Annotated in this window: 15 protein-coding genes; 6 read left to right on the top strand and 9 right to left on the bottom strand. The window is 44.8% G+C overall.

Annotated features, from left to right (window positions below; genetic code table 11):
• Positions 1 to 35: 35 nt before the first annotated feature.
• Both PN836_RS01800 and PN836_RS01795 read right to left on the bottom strand, forming a co-directional pair.
• Positions 36 to 2,756 (bottom strand): TonB-dependent receptor plug domain-containing protein, encoded by a 2,721-nt coding sequence (locus PN836_RS01800; protein ID WP_395342829.1) that lies wholly within the window; start codon positions 2,754 to 2,756, stop codon positions 36 to 38.
• Between the two features lie 250 nt (positions 2,757 to 3,006).
• Entirely contained in the window at positions 3,007 to 3,450 is a 444-nt protein-coding gene (locus tag PN836_RS01795) for a MaoC/PaaZ C-terminal domain-containing protein (protein WP_395342826.1), read from the bottom strand.
• Positions 3,451 to 3,589: 139 nt separating this feature from the next.
• On the opposite strand from PN836_RS01795, the gene PN836_RS01790 reads away from it, so the two are divergent.
• Positions 3,590 to 4,498 carry a LysR family transcriptional regulator gene (locus PN836_RS01790; protein WP_395342824.1) on the top strand — a complete coding sequence of 303 codons (909 nt, stop codon included), beginning with the start codon at positions 3,590 to 3,592 and terminating at the stop codon, positions 4,496 to 4,498.
• Between the two features lie 37 nt (positions 4,499 to 4,535).
• Here PN836_RS01790 and PN836_RS01785 read toward each other — a convergent pair whose 3' ends face one another.
• From PN836_RS01785 to PN836_RS01775, 3 genes are read right to left on the bottom strand one after another with little or no spacing between them, the layout of a single operon-like run.
• Positions 4,536 to 5,477, bottom strand: coding sequence for an alpha/beta fold hydrolase (locus tag PN836_RS01785; RefSeq protein WP_395342821.1), 942 nt, complete (start codon positions 5,475 to 5,477; stop codon positions 4,536 to 4,538).
• 48 nt (positions 5,478 to 5,525) lie between these two features.
• Positions 5,526 to 7,328, bottom strand: coding sequence for an acyl-CoA dehydrogenase C-terminal domain-containing protein (locus PN836_RS01780; RefSeq protein WP_395342819.1), 1,803 nt, complete (start codon positions 7,326 to 7,328; stop codon positions 5,526 to 5,528).
• 26 nt (positions 7,329 to 7,354) lie between these two features.
• Complete coding sequence (locus PN836_RS01775; RefSeq protein WP_395342816.1) at positions 7,355 to 9,463, bottom strand: 3-hydroxyacyl-CoA dehydrogenase NAD-binding domain-containing protein; 2,109 nt, start codon at positions 9,461 to 9,463, stop codon at positions 7,355 to 7,357.
• A gap of 367 nt (positions 9,464 to 9,830) precedes the next feature.
• Between PN836_RS01775 and PN836_RS01770 the strand changes: the two genes are divergently transcribed.
• The 3 genes from PN836_RS01770 (at position 9,831) to PN836_RS01760 (ending at position 12,162) form a co-directional block, all read left to right on the top strand.
• On the top strand, positions 9,831 to 10,802 hold the full coding sequence (locus PN836_RS01770; RefSeq protein WP_395342813.1) for a haloalkane dehalogenase: 972 nt from the start codon (positions 9,831 to 9,833) through the stop codon (positions 10,800 to 10,802).
• A gap of 2 nt (positions 10,803 to 10,804) precedes the next feature.
• Complete coding sequence (locus PN836_RS01765) at positions 10,805 to 11,569, top strand: SDR family NAD(P)-dependent oxidoreductase (RefSeq protein ID WP_395342811.1); 765 nt, start codon at positions 10,805 to 10,807, stop codon at positions 11,567 to 11,569.
• A gap of 200 nt (positions 11,570 to 11,769) precedes the next feature.
• Entirely contained in the window at positions 11,770 to 12,162 is a 393-nt protein-coding gene (locus tag PN836_RS01760) for a DUF3718 domain-containing protein (protein WP_395342809.1), read from the top strand.
• A gap of 134 nt (positions 12,163 to 12,296) precedes the next feature.
• On the opposite strand, the gene PN836_RS01755 is transcribed toward PN836_RS01760, so the two are convergent.
• The 3 genes from PN836_RS01755 to PN836_RS01745 are packed head-to-tail and all read right to left on the bottom strand — an operon-like array spanning position 12,297 to position 15,198.
• Entirely contained in the window at positions 12,297 to 13,274 is a 978-nt protein-coding gene (locus PN836_RS01755) for an NADPH:quinone oxidoreductase family protein (RefSeq protein WP_395342807.1), read from the bottom strand.
• A 9-nt stretch (positions 13,275 to 13,283) separates the two neighbouring features.
• Positions 13,284 to 14,498: an acyl-CoA dehydrogenase family protein gene (locus PN836_RS01750; protein ID WP_395342805.1), complete on the bottom strand. Its 1,215-nt coding sequence runs from the start codon at positions 14,496 to 14,498 to the stop codon at positions 13,284 to 13,286.
• A gap of 40 nt (positions 14,499 to 14,538) precedes the next feature.
• Entirely contained in the window at positions 14,539 to 15,198 is a 660-nt protein-coding gene (locus PN836_RS01745; RefSeq protein ID WP_395342802.1) for a histidine phosphatase family protein, read from the bottom strand.
• A 229-nt stretch (positions 15,199 to 15,427) separates the two neighbouring features.
• On the opposite strand from PN836_RS01745, the gene hemN reads away from it, so the two are divergent.
• Entirely contained in the window at positions 15,428 to 16,807 is a 1,380-nt protein-coding gene (hemN, locus tag PN836_RS01740) for an oxygen-independent coproporphyrinogen III oxidase (protein WP_395342800.1), read from the top strand.
• A 38-nt stretch (positions 16,808 to 16,845) separates the two neighbouring features.
• Here the strand turns inward: hemN and PN836_RS01735 are convergent, their stop codons facing one another.
• Positions 16,846 to 19,290 (bottom strand): zinc-dependent metalloprotease, encoded by a 2,445-nt coding sequence (locus PN836_RS01735; protein ID WP_395342798.1) that lies wholly within the window; start codon positions 19,288 to 19,290, stop codon positions 16,846 to 16,848.
• A gap of 139 nt (positions 19,291 to 19,429) precedes the next feature.
• On the opposite strand from PN836_RS01735, the gene PN836_RS01730 reads away from it, so the two are divergent.
• The gene (locus PN836_RS01730) at positions 19,430 to 19,828 is read left to right on the top strand and encodes a hypothetical protein (protein WP_395342795.1); all 399 of its coding nucleotides are present in this window, start codon (positions 19,430 to 19,432) and stop codon (positions 19,826 to 19,828) included.
• Positions 19,829 to 20,164: the final 336 nt, after the last annotated feature.

Below are 20,164 nucleotides of genomic sequence, written 5' to 3'. Positions count from 1 at the left end.
TCTTGCTTGTGTACGCACAAATATCCTAGGTAGGATTAAAACTCTACCGCTACGCGCACGTAAAGCTGACGACCTCTGGGATCATGTACTTTAGAATCAAATCCGCTGTTCGTAAACACTTGTGGAGGCTCTTCGTCCGTAAGGTTGATACCGCCCAAGGTTAATACGTAGCTGGTTTGCGTATCCAAAATTGTGCCCAAATCAACGTTAACTTGTGCATCGTAGGTCGCATGACTATCAATCTCTTGCAAGCCTGCGCTGCCGCAACCAGCCGCTGGGACGCCGGTTCCACCGTTATCTGCACAGTTTTGGTCGTCATCGTAAGCGCTCACATAACGAGCGAATAAATTGGCACTGTAAGCGCCATTTTGCCAACCTAAACCAAAGTTTGCTCGAAGCTCAGGAGATGACACGCCGATATTGCCAAAGTTACGACGACCAGCACCGTCAATTTCACCCGCCTGTGGATCTACCAAATCATATGTGGTGATGTAGGTAGCCGTTAAGTTGGGCACAAAGGTGCCAAACTCCGTCTCGATTTTGTAACTCGTGACGATGTCGAAGCCATTAGTATTAAGCGAGCTTGCATTCACAAAGGTATTGTTTACCTGAACCAGTGGTCCGGTCAATGGATCGCCTGCTCGTATAATTCTGTCCGTATCCGAAGGATTTGCGTTCAAAATAGCTTGTGCACTTTCTTGAATAATTAGATCTTCAAAATCAAAGTTCCAATAATCCAGCTCAATTGACCAGTCATCAACCGGCTCGAAAGAAAAGCCTATGTTATAAGCTTCAGATTGCTCTGGCGTGAGGTTCTCATTACCTGAGGTTCGAACCGCGGCAAAAGCATTTGCGCCACCAAGAAGTGGATCGGCTAGCTGTTGCAAAGTGGTCGCCCCACCGTTTCGCATAAATACCGAAGGCGCTCTAAATGATGTTGAAATGGAGCCACGAAGTGAGAAGTCGTCAGTTGCACGCCAGTTGAACGCTAGCTTAGGATCAACCGTGTCGCCAATTTCACCGCCGTAGTCTTCGTAACGCAAAGCAATTTGCACGTCAAGATCGTCAGTAAACGGTAGCGCAATTTCAGCAAATGCTGCCCATACATCTAAACTGTCTTTGAAATCAGGGTTACCAATAACGAAAGTAAATGAATCTTGGTTGGAAAGCGCATCATAATCTTGTTCGAGCGTCTCTTCGCGGTATTGAGCACCAATTGCTAAGCCAGCCACACCACCATCCAAATCAAACACATCAAACGATGCAAAGCCTTCAAATACTTCAAGGTCAGAATTTGAATCAATCACCTGTAAGCCAGAGAAAGAATCAATTACGTTTTGGCTGTTTGGAGAAGTAGTATAACTTGAAGCAAACGGGTTAAAGTATTCGCATGAACCCTGTCCTGGCGTACCATTTACTGGATCACATCCTTGACCGCCCAAACCGTTTAATGCAAGTAAAAATTCTGACTCTATTACATCTTCAACGGAGAAGAGAAAATCATTCGTCGCGTTGGTGTAGCTTAGCTCCCAAAAGCCGTCATCTAACTCACCTTGAATCGCAGTATTGAATCTAAAAGTGTCGGATTCGGTGTTAGCAGGATCAGCCTCAAAGCCATTACCTTCCGCTCTCCCGAAGAAAACAACGCCTTGACCGAAGGGGTTATTCGGATGAGTCGCTGGGACTAAGGGACCTGTTAGTATCGGGAAGCTTGGCGCCCCACCGCGCTCAGCACGATTTCGTGCGTAGCTGACTTCAGATGTCCAAACCAAGGAGTCACTTAATTCATACGACGCTTTCATATAAGCATTTACGCGAGTTTCATCCGGTACATAAGAATACCCTGGACCAAAATCGAAGCCGCAAAGACCAATATCTAAGCCTGGCACTGTACCAGGAGGTGCGAGCAACTGAGGGAATCCTCCGAATTCAGCACAACCAAATGGGTCAATAACAGGCGTGCCAGCTAGCGGGCCTTGGGTGAAGAAGTAAGCACCCGGATTACCCAGTGCGCTTGTATCATCCTGGGGACGAGACAAACGTCGGTCTGACAAGAACAAAGGCGAGCGATTGGTGTAACTAATCGCCGCCATAACATTACCCTTATCAAAGGTTGCTCCCCACAAGCCTTGCATAATGTATTCTTTGTTATCGCCGTGAGCGCCGTCTTGATAGTCAACGGTGACTTTCGCGCCATCGTAATTGCGTTTGGTGATAAAGTTGACAACGCCTGCGACTGCGTCTGAGCCATATAATGCAGAGGCACCGTCTTTAATGATTTCCATTCTGTCGATAGCAATCATTGGCACTAATGAGCTGGTGTCAACAAAATTTAAACCTTCGTTGGTTTGTTGAGCATTAACCACCTGACGTCGGTTATTCAGTAAGACAAGTGTTGAGGCAACGCCAAGACCGCGTAAGTTTATGTTAGACGTACCGGCGGTGGCATTCTGAGTAAAGGCGTCTGGCGCATTCTCCGAGCCGGTATTTATGGTTAAGGTTTGCGTAATATCGGCAATGTTCTTTGCCCCTATTGCGTCAATCGACACACTGTCGATGACAGCAAGTGGCGACGGCGACTCGAAATTCTCACTTCGCCTGACAAAACTACCCGTTACTAAAATCAGCTCGACATCTTGGGCCTCATTTTCGGCGCTATCTGCCTGCGAGTCTTGAGCAACTGCTACGCTTGAAAGCGCGAGCATTTGTGCCCCAACGAATGCGGCTATCGCCGTCTTTTTTGGAGTAAACTTCATTCACCGTCCCCTAAAGTATTCTGTTCGCCGTTAATGTCGGCTTTGTTATTTTCGTATTCGCCTTATATTCGGTGTTTAATCGAAGATCGCGCAATCATATAGGCGAGCACGCATGTTGTTTCAATAACAACTACGATAGATAGTAGGAAATGATCATGTTTTTGTAAATTATTTGTTACTTATATGTAGCTATATTATTTTTGCATGGTCAGACCAGCTGAACAACTCAAGTTGTTCATTTCGCATGAAGTTAATTTTTGACTAGCAGCATCAAAAATGTGCCGATAAGCGCTGGCTTGTCTCTTTCTTGAATCTCAACGGTGGCGGCAAACTTGTACAACGCACCCAAGGGTTTCTGTTCAATTTCTTTTAGCACAAACGAATAGTTGATGTGATCGTTAACGCGCACTGGCTCAAGATAACGTAGTGAGTCAACACCATAATTTAGCATCGTGTATTTGCTTGGGTCGATAGTAAAGCAGGCGGAAAACATTTTAGGCATCAGTGCAGCGGTTAAAAACCCGTGCGCTATCGTTGTTTTGAAAGGACTTTGTTGTTCACAGCGGGCTTGGTCTAAGTGAATCCACTGAAAATCCTCGGTGACTTCGGCAAATTGATCCACTCTTTCCTGTGTAATTCTCAGAAACTCTGCGCTTTTAACTTCGTCACCTACATTTAATTGCGAAATATCCATACTTTTCCTAAATTATTACTATGTTTGATTGAAATTCGCTTATACTATCATGCACATTGATACATTAAAGTAGATGTTGTTGTTCATCTACTAAATAACTCATCGAATGAATAATTAATCAATCTGTTGGGAGAATGGAATGAATTTGCACCGAATAGACTTAAACCTTTTCGCTGTATTTGATGCAATCTACACCGCAGGCAGCCTAACAAAGGCGGCTGATGTGCTGTGCATTACCCAACCTGCTGTGAGTAATTCTCTAGCCCGCTTGCGCGACATGTTAAACGATCCGCTTTTTGTTCGCACAGGGCACTCAATGACACCCACGCCTGTTGCGCAAAATATTATTGTCCCGGCACGTGAAGCACTTGGCTTATTGCGCAAAAGTGTCCAGCAAAGTCACATCTTTGAGCCGGAAAGTTCAAACAAAACCTTTCATTTTTCAAGCCGTGATTTGCTTGAGGTGAGCATCATGCCGCGCTTGATGGCGCGTCTACAAAATATAGCGCCAAACATTACCTTGACCAACTATGAAATTACGCGCACAAATGTTGTTTCGGCGATGGCAAGCGGTAATTTGGATTTTTTTGCGGATGCATCGACCTTCACCGACCCGCACTTAAAAAAGCAACCTATCGCAAAAGACCGTTTCGTGGTGCTTGCTCGCAAAAACCATCCATTGCTAAATAACGGGCTAACGCTTGAAAACTTCTTGCAGCTTGGACATATCAATGTGTCTCACCGACGCACTGGCGCGGGGCCAATCGATATTGCCTTAAGCAAATTAGGTGAAAAACGAAAGGTTGTTATGCGTAGCCAGCATTTCTTAACGGTGCCAAGCGCTATCGTAAAGACAGATGTTATTGCCTGCATTCCCTATCATTTAGCAAAACACTACGATTTGGCGATGTATGAGATTCCCTTTGATATGGATGCCATCGAATACTACTTGTATTGGCACGTAAGCGCAGATCACGATAGCGCACATCAATGGATGCGCGAGCAAATTGCACAAGTAGCAAAAACCTATAATCCAGACGAACACTAGGTCTTAGGCCTCAAGGCAATGCGAGCTAGCTAGCTAGTTAAGTATGGAATGCGACGAGTTTCTCGAGCACTTCAGCTACTTTTTGATGATGTAGCCAATGATCTGCGTCATCAAAGGTCGTAAGCGATAAATCTGCCACCCAGTCTTCCATGCCGTCCAAAACTTCAGGTACAAATGCAGTATCTTTAAGCCCCCATAACACTTGAGTGGGAAGATGGATGTTGATGTTTGGCAGTTGCACATCCGTATTCGCTTTAATGCGCGTTGTGACCAATTGCGGCATATTTTTGTAATAAGCAAAGGCGTTTTCCATCGATTGTCGATTGTGCCACTGATCGAGATAATTCGTTTGTTGTCTTGGGCTTAGTTTTTTGAACCAACCACCGTATAGACGCTTGAGCATTTTGCAGTCGTCTGCTGACGTAATCTCAAAAGCACGCTCAGATATTAAGTCGCTTATGTAATCAGAGTTGGCTTGCTGACGCGGGTTTTGCGCCATCTCCCGAGTGAAAGTAGATGGATGTGCAGCGTTTAATATTGTTAGCTTTCTCACCTTGTCTGAGTGAAAAGCACAGAGCGGCCAGGCAATAACGCCGCCCCAATCGTGTGCGACTAAATGAACAGGCGCTACTGAAGCCTCTTTGTTTTGATAACGCAGCGACACCGCATCAATGAATTCAGCCATCGTTTCGACTAAATTCATTACTGCATACTCATGAAGTTCAGAAAAGCCCTCGGAGCCATTATATCCGGGTAAATCTGGCGCGATTACAGTGAAGGTCTCAGATAACTGATTAATGTAAGCTTGCCAACTCCAACTGTTTTCAGGAAAGCCATGCAGAAGCACAATTAAGGGCTTTTGCGACCCAGCACCTAGGCTCGCTTGCCTCAAATACTGGATCCGTGTTTTTGAAAGCAAGATTGAGCAGGCCTGAATGTCTTCACTTTTTGAATCTGTGTTCGTTATATCAGTGTCCATCTCGCTCGTTTACCTAATTGCATTTCTATCGCTTTTCACTTGCTCATGTTATTTACCAGCAGAGAAAAGTGCCTCTTCCATCTGCATCAAGTTGTCACTGCCAGACTCAATTGCAGAAACTAATGAGCGAGTTCGACTTAGCATTCTGTCAAAGTAGAATTTCGCAGTCATCAGTTTGGCTTGATAAAAATCAGTATCGCTAGTGCCGTCATCTAATTTTTGTTGTGCAGTTACCGCCATCTGGAGCCAGAAATAGCCCACTGTCACATAACCGGCATACATCAGATAATCCACTGCCGCTGCACCAAGTTCATCAGGATTGTCTTGTGCTGATTTAGCAATATCATTGGTAATTTGCACCCATTCATCCACGTGAGAATCGATTGCGTTCACCCACGCATCAAATTGCGCCTTGCCTCTTACACTTGCGCAGTACTCTTTAATTTCTGACACAAATACTCTTAACAGCTCGCCGTTTGAACCCATGACTTTGCGCGCCAACAAATCAATCGCTTGTATGCCAGTTGTCCCCTCATACATAGTGCAAATACGAGTATCGCGTGCTAACTGCTCCATGCCCCATTCTTTGATGTAACCATGGCCACCATAAATTTGCATACCATAACTAGTCGCTTCCTGAGCCGTTTCGGTTAAAAACGCTTTTACAATCGGCGTCAGCAACGCAAGCTTAGATTCAGCTAATTTTTTCGCTTCGTCGTCATTTGAGTAAAGCGTCGTATCTACCATTTTCATGCAATAAACGGCTAATGCTCTTTTACCTTCTGCTAGCGACTTTTGAGTCAATAGCATACGGCGCACGTCAGGGTGCACAATTATGGGGTCGGCTGGCCCCTGAGCATTCTTTTTACCCGTCAGGGATCTGAACTGCAATCTGTCTTTGGCGTATGCTAAGGCGCCCTGATAGGATGCTTCTGTAGCTGAAAGCCCTTCCATACCTGTGCCAATACGAGCAATATTCATAAAGGTAAACATGCAAGCCAAACCACGATTCGGTTCGCCAATCAAAAATCCCTTAGCGTCATCAAAATTCATCACGCAGGTTGCACTGCCTTTTATTCCCATCTTATGCTCTATCGAGCCACATTTGACTGGGTTTCTGTCGGCTGGATTGCCATTCTCATCGACGTTGTATTTTGGCACCAAGAATAAGGAAATACCCTTTGTTCCCGCTGGTGCATCAGGTAGGCGAGCCAGCACAATGTGGACGATATTCTCAGACATATCATGCTCGCCAGCCGAAATGAATATTTTGGTGCCATTAAGGCGGTAGCTGCCATCATCATTAGGCTCTGCTTTACACTTAAGCATTCCCAAATCTGAACCGCAGTGAGGTTCAGTCAAGCACATCGTGCCCGTCCATGTGCCTTCAACCAGCTTGCTCAAATACACCTCTTGTTGCTCTTTGGTGCCGTGCGCTTTGAGAGTTTCCATACACCCTTGGCTTAAGCCTGGGTACATCGCCCATGAGTGATTCGCGCCAGAAAACCATTCCGCCATGCTGGTTGCCAGAGAGTAAGGCAAGCCCTGCCCGCCAAACTCAACTGGATGAGCCATCGAAGGCCATCCGTTTTCAACGTATTGCTGATATGCTTCTTTAAAACCACTTGGCGTAGTGACCACACCATCATTAAATGTACAGCCTTCTTCGTCGCCACTTTGGTTGATGGGGGCAAGCACATTTTCTGCAAACTTAGCTGCTTCTGCATAAATCGCTTTAATTAAGTCTTCGCTCGCATCTTCAAAGCCAAGTTGAGCATAATGCGACTCCATATCGAGCAATTCTTGTGTAACAAATAGGGTGTCGCGCTGTGTTGCTTTGTAATTTTCCATTCTAGTATCTCTTATAAAACTGCAGATTAATTAAGTGAAGAGAAGGATTTACCCTCTGCAACAAGATTTTTCAGCATGGGTGATGGGGAGAACCAATGTTGACCATATTCTCCAAGCGTAGTTTGATAATGCTCCAATCGAGCAAGGACATGCGCCAGCCCAGTTTCATCGGCATACTGCATGGGACCACCTTTGAATACAGGGAACCCATAGCCGTATACGTAAATAACATCGATGTCGCTGGCACGTTGCGCAATACCCTCTTGCAAAATATTTGCGCCTTCATTAATGAGTGGGTAAATACATCGTTCAAGTATTTCTTGATCGCTGATTTCACGCTGTGTGATACCCAACTCTTTCGCCTTGCGCTGAGCAATTTCCATGACCGCAGGATCGGGGATTGGCTTTCGACTGCCTTGTTCATATAAATAAACGCCCTTACCCGCTTTCAAACCAACTCTACCGGCTTCAACCAACTCATCTGCTACTATGCAGTAACTTGGGTCATGCTCAATAAAGGATTTGCGAGATTGACGAACGAAATAACCAATGTCCAAACCCGCCATATCACCCATAGTAAATGGCCCCATTGGCATACCCAAGCCCATAATGACTCTGTCTATTTGCTCTGGCGTTGCGCCCTCTAGCATCAAGCGGTTAGCTTCGCGTCCATAGACCTCTATCATGCGATTTCCAACAAAACCAAAGCAAACACCCACCAAAACACCTACTTTTCGGATCGTTTTTGCCAGCTTCATTGATGTTTTGATAACTTCATCGGAAGTTTTATCCGCTCTGACAATTTCCAGTAGCTTCATGACGTTGGCTGGAGAGAAGAAATGCAAGCCAATCACATCCTCGGGGCGAGAAGTGGCCTTCGCAATCTCGTCAATATCTAATGTGGACGTATTGGTCGCAAGTATTGCACCTGGTTTGCATGCTTTATCTAAGGCGGAAAATACCTCTTTTTTCACCGACATTTTTTCAAACACCGCTTCAATAACCAAGTCGACATCACCAAGGGCACTATAATCCGTCGCACCTTGTAGTAGGGCCATTCGCTGCTCTACTTGCTCTTGCGTTAACTTGCCTTTTTTAGCGGAATTTTCATAGTTTCGGCGTATCAGCGCCAAGCCTTTATCGAGTGCTTCTTGCTTCAGTTCCAGCATAGTTACCGGTATGCCAGCATTTGCAAAATTCATTGCAATGCCACCGCCCATTGTGCCGGCGCCAATAATGCCGACCTTCTTGATATCCCGAGTGCCAAGATCTTTTGAGAGCCCAGCGACGTGACTTGCCGCACGCTCTGCGAAAAAGAAATGCTGCTGAGCACGTGCCTGAGGGGTCTTCATACATTCCATAAATAACTCTGCTTCTTTGCGCAAACCCTCTTCAAACGGCAACTCGTAAGCGGCTCGAACCGCTTCAACACACTTAAGTGGTGCAAAGAAGCCTTTGCTCTTTGCAGATACCTGCTCGCTATAGGCCTCAAATACTGCAAGTGTATTTTCATTAGCTTCAAGGGCAACGGCACTGACTGGCTTAGGACCAGATGAAATCGCTCGCTTGGCTAATGCAACACCCGCTTCGTTAAGCTGTGAGGCCTTATCCACTATTTCATCAAATACACCCTCTAGCTTGACGACAGGTGTAGGTGCACCAGTTACAATCATATCCAGCGCAGATTTCGCATCAATAAGTCTTGGAAGACGTTGTGTGCCCCCGGCGCCGGGTAAAATACCTAAATGTACTTCAGGCAAACCCACTTTATTGCCTTTAAAACTGACGCGGTAATGACAAGCCAGCACTAACTCTAAACCACCGCCGAATGCATTTCCGTTTACCACCGCAATTACAGGCTTTGAGTTAGATTCAATTTTATTCAACACTTGCGGAAGCATAGGCTCTAAATTGGGACCAGAGAACTCGCTTATATCAGCCCCAGCGCTAAACAACGACAATTCGCTAGTGATCAATACAGCTTCAACCGAAGGCTCATTGTTTGCTTGTTCCAAGGCATCTAGAATGCCAACGCGCATGGCCTTTGATAATGCATTGACTGGCGCATTTGCCAACTTAATAATGGCTAGTTGATTGGACTGCTCAATTGAAACACATGGACTTTGAATTTGCATAAGGACACCTCATAGCATCACGCAGACGTTTGCGACATAGCAAACACGATTAAGTAGTAATAAGAGGTTAACGGATTGCCAAATATCATCCCAATTTATTGATTTAATGATAATCAATAACACTAGGTGATAAAAAATGCGTATTACGCGTTCGCGTTTATTAAAAAAGAAATGTTGATGTCGCTTTTCAATACGTATTATTAATACTCAATAGTTAATTTAATGAATTGTCTAATGATTCTGCTTTTAGATAAACTGTGAATGATTTGTTAAATTTCAGTAAATTTATCGTATAAGGTAGTATTCAGAGAGCTTCTCCTTCACTACATTAATGATTTATTTCACTATTTGAACCAAGCGAATATCAATGAAAATACTCAAAACGCCACCCGAGCGATTTCTGGCGCTGCCCGGATATAGTTTTCAAGCCCGTTACATTAATGTTGGAAGTGCCGATAATGCGCAAGAGCAGTCTTCCTCACAAAGCTCCTCAGACATCGAACCTGAAGAATTAATGATGCATTATGTCGATTATGGGGACAACGAAGCACCTGTTATTTTAATGCTTCACGGCGAGCCTACCTGGAGCTACTTATACCGGAAAATGATTTGCATTGCTGAATCTCATGGCTTTAGGGTAATCGCCCCTGATTTGATTGGATTTGGCAAATCCGACAAGTTTGACGATCAAGGCGCTTACACTTATGCAAAACACCTGCTGTGGTTGGAACGTTTCATTGAGTCACTGGGTTTAGATAACATTCATTTGATCTGTCAAGATTGGGGGGGACTATTAGGTTTGCGGATGGTAGCTAAATTCCCTGAACGATTTGCTGCGGTGGTGGCTGCTAATACAATGCTGCCAACGGGCGATTATGAGGCGCCAGAAGCCTTTTTCAAATGGCAAAGGTTTTCGCAGGAGGTTAATCCTTTCCCGGTTAGTCAAGTGATTCAAAATGCGACTGTTAAGGACTTAATCCCTGAGGTTGCAGCTGCATACGACGCGCCCTTCCCTAGTGAAGAATACAAATGTGGTGTGAGAAAATTCCCACTGCTTGTGCCAACTCAAGCAGACGATGTTGAATCGCAGAATAATAGAGATGCTTGGAAGATATTGTCTACTTTCAACAAGCCCTTTATGACGGCCTTTAGCGATAGTGACCCCGTCACTCGTGGCGGTGACGCGATATTTCAGAAATTAATACCGGGTTGTCGAGGGCAGGCTCATGTCACTTTAAAAGGCGGCGGTCATTTCTTACAAGAAGACGTGGGGCAAGACTTAATTAATGCAGCGTTGACTTGCTTTAAATCTGCTGTGAAAAGTAACTCAAAGGAATAAAAATGGATCCCTTACTCAATTATGAAAACAAAGTCGGCTTAATCACCGGAGCCGGCACGGGCTTTGGAAGAGAGCTTGCAATTGCCCTAAATTCGCGCGGCGCAAAACTCATATTAACCGACATTGACAAAAATAGCCTGACGCAAACTTACAATTACTTAGGTGAGCAAAGTAACGCGCTTACATTATGCGGTGATGTGGCCAATGAGGAGCACTGCGAGGCAGCCGTTTCTTTAGCTATTGAACAATTCACCCGTCTTGATTTTGCCGTCAATAATGCCGGTATCGCTCACCCCCAAGGTGCAATGCATGAGATGACTGAGGAAATTTACGATCGCCAGTTTGCCGTGAATGTTAAAGGCGTTGGCTTTGGTATGAAGCATCAGGCAAAAGCTATGTTAAAACAGGCCGATGGACACATATTAAACGTGAGTTCTTTAGCTGGATTGGGCGGCGCTCCTAAAGGAGGAGCATACAGTGCTGCCAAACATGCTGTAATCGGTATGACCAAAACGGCAGCTATCGAATACGCTCGCTACAACGTAAGAGTCAATGCAATCTGTCCATTTTTTAGCCCGACAAATATTATGAACATTGAAGGGCTCAAAAGCGATGAAGACAAAATGAAACTCGGCCTCGGAAGTCCGATGAAACGAATCAGTCGGGTGGACGAAATCGTGAATGTTATGGTATTGATGCTTTCGCCTGGCAACACTTATATGAATGGACAGACGATTGCGGTGGATGGCGGTGTAACGGCTTGGTAGAGACCTCACAGTCAAATCATTGGTCTTCGTAACCCACATACAAGGACGCAAATTGTTGGTCGATCCCACTTTCATATAACAGCGAAGGGTATTGGTATTATTCAAAATACCCTAGTATCAACTGTCTATCTTTTACACGCCCATTATTGATTTATGATTCTCTCCGGTATCCACTAAACCTACTTAACGGAGTACATATCATGTTGAAAAAGATACTTATACCGTTGTTCGCGGTTGCACCTTTGGCTTTCGCGCCAAATGCAAATGCAGACGTTGAAACAGCACTAGCGAATATTTGCGAAATCGTAAAAACTAACGATAAAAGTGAATTACGTAAGAAAATGAAAAACGTACGTTCTAACTACCAGTTAAAACTGCGTGATTACTACAGCGGCATCAAATGTAATGGCACAAGTTTAATCAAGCTAGCTATTATGAATGATGCGACAGACGCAGGCACCCTTTTGGTTAAAAAGATGCCAAAAAAGCTTTTAGCAGAACCGGAGCACGACGGTAAGGAGCTAACGGCGTGGATAAACGAACAAGGCCACGCAGAGCACCCGATTGCTATAGAGCTTTTTGATAGAATTTAAAAGCATTATCAATATGTTGATAACCTATTCAACATGGTAGGCGAAGGCATCTTCGCCATTTGGTGCCCTCTTCGTTGAGGGCACTTTTTTATGTGCTGTTTAGTGGAATAACAAGCAGCGCTGCGTTACATTGACTATTTTGCTAATAGCACCACTTTCCCTTTCACCTGCCGGCTCGTTACCCTATCTAAAGCTGCAACTGCATCAGATAAAGGATAAGCATGGTCAATTTCCACTTTCACCTTCCCTTCAACGCACCATTGAACCAGTTCTTTCATATTTTCCACAAAATCTAGCGGTTGATGCGCAATAAAAGATCCCCAGAATACTCCCACGACCGAATAACCTTTAACCAGTGCCAAATTGACTGGAAACTTTGGTATATCACCACCTGCAAAACCAATCACTAATAGTCTACCCGACCAAGCCATTACGCGTGTGCAAGCATGGAAGGTGTCGCCGCCTACGCATTCGTAAACAACATCAACGCCTTTATTATCAGTCAATGTTTTCACAGTATCTTTCAGATCGTCATTAGAATAATTGATGGTGATATCTGCGCCATTCTTTTTTGCGACTTCACATTTTTCATCACTAGAACAGGCTGCAATCACTTTTGCGCCCATCAGCTTAGCAATTTGCACGGCTGCAAGACCTGTCCCCCCGGCAGCGCCAGTCACCAAAAGCGTTTCACCCGCCTTAATCTGAGCGCGTTGCTTTAAAGCGTGATGCGCAGTTGCATGGGCGGTGGTTAGCGCGGCGGCTTCCGGCATAGGAATCACATCGGGTATTGGCATAACTTGATTCGCTTTTATGGCAACTTTTTGCGCATACCCACCCAATCGGCAAATGCCAATGACATGCATGCCCACTTTAAGGTGTTTAACCCGCGGCCCAACCTCGCTTATAACACCAGCGACTTCGCTGCCTGGAATAAAGGGTAATTCAGGCTTTAGTTGGTACAAGCCTTGAACCAAAAGGCTATCTGGAAAGTTGACACCGCATGCGGCAACATCAACCAATACCTCGTCTTCGCCAACAACAGGGTCGTCCACATCCTGAAACTGTAGATTTTCTACCGCGGAAAATTCGTTACATACAATCGCTTTCATCTTTCCCCCTTAGGTATTTTGATCTTGAATTAGGTTTCTACCTAACTGCATCATATGCACCTGATCTGGGCCATCAGCCAAGCGAATCGTGCGTGCGTAAGCCAAGGTTGCTGACAAGACTGTATCTTGTGATGTACCTGCTGCGCCGTGAAGTTGAATGGCTTCGTCAATGACTTCGCAAGCCATTTTAGGTGCTACAATTTTGATTGCAGCAATAATATTCTTAGCGACTTTATTACCATATTTATCCATATGGTCTGCCGCTTTGAGCGTCAACAACCTCGCTTGCTCTATCTTACAATACATCTGCGCAATGCTCTCGCGAACTGACTGCTGCTTTGACAGCGGCTTACCAAAGGCGACACGTTGTTCTACTCGCTCGCACGCCAAATCAAGCGCGCGTTGGGCACAACCAATCAAACGCATACAGTGATGAATTCTTCCTGGCCCCAATCGACCTTGCGCGACTTCGAAGCCGCGACCTTCACCCAAAACAAGATTGCTTGACGGTACTCTTACATCTTCAAACAATACCTCTGCATGCCCAATGGGTTCATCTAAATAGCCCATAGCGGACATTGGCCGAAGCACTGTCACGCCTTTGGTATCAAGTGGGACTAAAATTTGAGATTGCTGTTGATGGCGAGCCGCATTGGTATCAGTTTTACCCATTACAATCAGGATTCGGCAATTTTCATTCATCGCACCGCTGGTATACCATTTTCTTCCATTGATGACATATTCGTCACCATCGCGAACAATGGATGTTTCAATATTGGTCGCATCTGAAGAAGCGACTTCAGGCTCGGTCATCGCAAATGCAGATCGTACTTCACCCGCTAGCAAGGGCTCTAGCCATTGCGTTTTTTGTTCTTCGTTTCCGTATTTCGCCAATACTTCCATGTTTCCGGTATCAGGTGCGCTGCAGTTAAATATTTCTGCACTGAAAAGTACGCGGCCCATTTGCTCACACAAAGGCGCATACTCTAAATTAGTCAAACCTGCGCCGTGAGGAAGATACTCTTTAGGGAGAAATAAATTCCACAGCCCCGCGTTCTTCGCTTTAGCTTTTAAATCTTCCATTATCTCAGGCGTGCGCCAAGTATTTGGATTATTGGCCACTAAATCATGATACTGCTGTTCAACTGGATAAACATGCTCGTCCATAAAGTTTTTAACTTGCTCTAATAGTGCAAGCGTTTTTTCACTGTAATCAAAGTTCATGCGTGGCGCTCTCCAAAATGATTAATAAATGTCTGACAAATTAGCTATAGCTGATTAGATGATGATGCTGTGGATGATCCAGGTGCGGTACGTTGTTGAAACTGCTTAGTTGCGCACTTTTCTCATTAAAATAAAAATGATGAATGCTGGTATTTTTAATTTGCAAATTAAAATCAATGGCCTTCTCGACGCTCACGCCCAACATTTGCATGAGACACACGCCAATAGCCCCGCCTGAGCTCACCACTAACACACGCTTTTTGCCAGATGTAAAAACGGACTGCGCTGCACGCGACACTCGTGATTCAAAATCTGACCAGTATTCATCAAGCCCTTCTAGCTCTTGCCTCGACCAAGATAGCATGGCCGCTTTAAGTACTCGATACCAGTCGCTGCGAGGCGCATTTTTTATCGGTTTTTGTTCTGGGTGAACACGCAAATATGCATCAATAACAGCTTGAAAATCATACTCATTCCACCCTGGATCAGTCACTAGTGCTTGCTCAGCGCCCACAATACCCAACGCCGTTTCTCTATGTCGCTGCATATCGCCCGTTACAACGTGCTCAAAATTTAGGTCTCGCGCTTTAAAATACTCACCTAATAGTCGGCTTTGTCGATGTCCAAGCTCACTGAGCTTGTCATAGTTTGCGCTTCCAAAAGATGCCTGCGCATGCCTTATGAGATACATTTCAGCCATTGATATCGCTTCACGTGTTGTGATTAATAGATGGCTTTTAGCTTAATGGCTTTTGTTAAATATGAGTAATTGATTGTGTTGATACTGCCTTATTCATTATGGATATTTGAGCAAGATCAATACCCGCCTTTCCCACACGCGTATACTTCCCCTCATTCGGCAACGCAGCCATTCGCCAGAGGTATCGACTTTGACAGCCAATATAAACGACTATTTTGACAAGCAGGTCATGAAAAAGTACAACACAGCAGGTCCTCGCTACACCTCCTACCCTACTGCGATTGCCTTTGAAGATATAAACGAGAACGATAGCTTGCTCGAAAATGCGCTGCTATCGCTTGGTAAAAGCCAAGATGCCGAGAAACTGTCGCTATACATGCACATTCCGTTTTGCCATTCCTTGTGCTACTACTGCGGCTGCAACAAAATCGTTACTCGCCACGCGCACAAAGCAGATATTTACTTAGACCATCTTATCGAAGAAACAAGGCTAAGAGGCGAGCAAGCGTCAGCTTGCACAGTGGAAAGCTTGCACTTAGGTGGCGGCACCCCAAGCTTTTTGAACGCCGCCCAGCTAAAACGCCTTCTTGATGCAACCAGAGCGGCTTTTGCGCTCTCAAGTAATATTGAAATGAGCATTGAAGTCGACCCAAGAGAAATTCAGCTAGACTATGCCGATGAACTAGCAAGACTTGGCTTCAATCGACTGAGCATAGGCGTGCAAGACGTCAATTCGAAAGTACAAGAGAGCATCAACCGCACTCAAAGCACTGAATTTATTCGAGACTTTATACGCCATGCGAGAAAGTCGGGCTTTGAATCAATAAATCTAGATCTCATTTACGGCCTTCCCTATCAAAACAGAGCCACTTTTTCTAATACACTAAATGAAATGCTAGTGATGAACCCAGACAGGATCTCCCTGTTCAGCTATGCCCATATGCCGCAGTTGTTTGCAGCACAAAGGAAAATAAAAGACGAATGGCTACCTGCAACAGAAGAAAAATTTGGCTTGTTTAGGCAAGCTATTGATTTTTTATGTGCACATGGCTACGAATTTATCGGTATGGATCACTTTGCTAAACCCAGTGACAGCTTGAGCAAAGCAAAGAGAGAACAAGGTTTGTATCGCAACTTCCAAGGCTACACAACAAGCCAGGCGCAAGCGACGCTCGGCCTTGGTGTATCCTCAATCAGCAGCATCAACGATGTATACGTGCAAAATCACAAAGCCCTTAAAGACTACTATCAATGCCTTTCTTCAGGCACGACAGATACCGGCAGCGAAAGCCCAAAAGCACCTGCGGCGAAAGCTATCAAACTCAGTGAAGATGATGTAATACATCGCGCGATTATTCACGGACTAATGTGTAACTTTAGCGTTGATAAAGCCACGTTCTCTGAGCAGCATAATATTGATTTTGATCGTTATTTTTCTGCCAGTTTAGCGAACTTAGAGTCATTCATTGAAGACAGTTTGCTTAGCAATACTTCTGAAAGACTTGTGATTCATGATCGCGGTAGGCTAATTGTTCGAAATATTTGCATGAGTTTCGACCAATATTTAGACAAGCCGCTCCACCAAACGCGTTACTCTAGGGTCATTTAAGCTGCATCGCACTACAACCAACCGTGACGTTGGAGTGCTTAAATTGGTGAACCCGGTGGTAGTGGCACTAATTTAACGCTCAAGGGCCACTTGCCGTGTTCCCAATAATGCGCGATATGTTTGAGCATGACCTTAGCTTGCGAGTTACGTTGCTTAGAAAGCTTTTGTTGGTAGTCCAATAAGGCTGCCTGCATGTCTAAACGCACTTCGGGTGCTAGCAAGTCGTCGCTCAGGGTGTCAAAAAAAACACTTAGGGCGACTAAACGAATACGCGGAATAAGCGCCGTTTCTAAACCTTCGGCGTCGTCGTCGTCAATGAGTATAAGCTCGCCAAATACCGATTCAAATACGTCCGATACCGATGGTAGTTTATCATTTTGTGCATATTGAAAAGACAAACGATTTAAGCGCTCAGCATTCATCAAAATAGCTAAAGAGTAGCCCGCTGCAGATTCAGCCGCAGTTACAGGATCAAAGGCAATTCCCATACGAGACCCCATACTTTCTCTATCTCTACGACTACCATAAGCTTTTGGCGGTATTATGCTAAGAAGACTTTGTGGAAGTGCTAAATACTCAGCACTCGCGCTTTGAATCATCAAATCAAGTGCTTTGTGTTGGACTTGCGGTGCCACCACGCTCACGCGCTCTTCGGTGAATGGCGCTTGTTCAGATTTGACGGCATAGCGATAATCAATGCCCGAAAGCTGTTTCACAAGGGCATCAAGTTGATATCGATGGGCGTAATAAATGGGAACCAGACGCTCCTCCAGAGAAGACAAAGGTTCTCCAAACGGCAGTGAATTCAAACCAAAATTAGCTAATGCAAATGCGCGAAGCTCACTGATTCGTTCAAACTCCTCGATTGGATCAGCGCCGTTATCCCACAAATGTCCATCTGCTGAGGCACGCTTGGGTATGCGGGCATCGGGGTCAGACTTGTACAAGAATCCGCTACTTTTTGCTTCAGCCACCAGGCCTAATAATGCCTGACTTTCATTCACCGAATCAGCAAAATCTTGATAGCCATACTTTACAACATACTTATCCCAATCGCCGATGCCTAAATCATAAGCATCCTTCAAGTTTACTTGACTATCTTTTAAGGTCACCAGCGGATGCGGATAATCCATCACCGACGCTCGACCATTTTCACTGGCTGCAAAATTGTGTGCAATGCCTATTGTATGACCTACTTCATGAGCTGACAGCTGACGAATTCTGTTTAAAGCTAATTCAAGTTGCTCGCTAGTATCTGCATCTGGCGAATCAAATGGGCTAGTTAGCCCTAACGCGATTAAGAAATCTTGTCGCACTCTGAGCGAGCCCAGAGTGACATGTCCCTTAATAATTTCTCCCGTTCTGGGATCAACAACTGAACTGCCGTAAGACCATCCACGGGTTGCTCTGTGCACCCACTGGATGACGTTATAGCGAACGTCCATGGGATCAGCGCCTTCTGGCAATACCTTTACCTGAAATGCGTCCTCGTATCCTGCAGCTTTAAAGGCCTGATCCCACCATAAAGCGCCTTCCCGCAAGGCTGTCATAACAGGTTCTGGAATACCCGGGTCAAGATAGTAAACGATAGGGTCAACGGCAGGGCTGGTGCTCGCGTTGGGATCTTGCTTTTTCAAACGATGCCTTGGAATGTATTTAACTTCCATATTTGCATCAATCGGGGCGCTGTAATCAAAATAGCTATGCTTCCAAAAACCAGAAAAAGGATGGAATACTCGTGGAGTATAGTTATCGTCTGGCAGTTGAATAAACGAATGATGTAGATGCACAGTCACACTTTTGGCATCGGGTGATACATCTTCAATGAAAGCGCCCGTAGGCGAACCAGAAAAGGTCACTAATGACTCTAATTCAGTGTTTTCAGGAAAAGCTTTGGTTCTGGGTAAATATACGCCGCTTCGAGTTTTATCCACAGAATAGCCACCTTGACCTGTATCACTTAATCTATCAGCAATACCATGGATATCTGACAATAAAAACGAGGTATAGTCGATGCTCAATATATCATCGTTTTCCTCTACGATGGTGAATCCTGCAATGACGGAGTCGGCAAAAGCTTCATCGATACTTGAACGTTCGGCGGCGTTAGAAGAGGAAGCTCTATATTTTGTATTGAGCTGTTGCAACAACAGTTTATTGCCGAAACGCGCAAATTTTACTAAACGAGTATCACCCAACTGCCCACGATCTAAACCAATGTCATTCGAACCAACACCTCGCGGGAGGCTGGATTGAAATATCATCTCTTGGTTTATTTGCGACTTATTCAGACGCAAATACACTGCATCCTCTGCGGGTAGATATACCAGGGATATAAAGCCTGATTGAACAATGCGCTCGTCATCTTGTGCATAGGCACTGGATGTAAAACTCAAACTCATGACCATCAGAAATAGTAGTCGAAAAATATAATCGATATGGATAAAGGTTTGCCGATTGAGGTTTTTTGAGCTGAGGCCCATCAAATTATTCTCCTGCTAATTGTATAAAGCTTGATCTGAATCATCCCGCGATGCGAGCTAAACGCATATATTAGCCTAAGCTAGGTTTAGTTGAACACATTTTAATGTTTGCCAGTGCAGATGTAAGGACAGAATGAGTATGCCAAATGCTGCCAAACGCGCTTCAAAGAAGGCGCTAGCAGAATCAGATAAACACTTGCTGACATTGGTGCTTGATGAGCGGATGGATGTCGCCATGTCTGATAAGCCTATTTTTGGTGCAAGCGTCACCATCAGTGAAAAGCTCGAGCAGCACTGTGGGCAACTTTTAAAGGCAGGTACAGTTGTGGCTTGGCTAAACTATATTGATTTGAAGAAGTTCGCTTGTCTAAGTGCTGACCACCATTATCAAGACGCAGGCAATTATTTTCTCGTATCGTCAAATCGACTTATGGTAAACAAACCCATTATCTTGGTATCAATGGAGCGGGATATAAACACGAGTAAGAGGTTGCTAAGCTTCTTGCGCGTAGCGTCAAATGTTCACTCGATAAGATAAGGAAGCCACACGCCCACTGGACACGAATGGACGTGTGGCCAAACTTCAACGAAGACCTGCAATCCTTGCAGGTGCAACATCAAAGCACACACAACGCTTATCCATCTGCAAGTATATTGCCAAAATTTATTTTATCATTATATCAATAGCTTACAAAACTGCGGCTTTTTAAACTTAGGCAACTGGCGCCTATTTGGTGCATTTTTATATTTGCATGCACCAATATCTACCAAGTAAGCAAAGCAATAAAACAAGCCACACAGACTTCTGCACTATCTAATTAAATAAGCACCACTTATGTGGTGCCTTTACTAATTTGGAAAACGCTGATTCCAT

The sequence above is a fragment of the Ningiella algicola genome (assembly GCF_028401415.2).
Lineage (GTDB): Bacteria > Pseudomonadota > Gammaproteobacteria > Enterobacterales > Alteromonadaceae > Glaciecola.
This window is presented reverse-complemented; position numbering and strand designations above follow the sequence as displayed.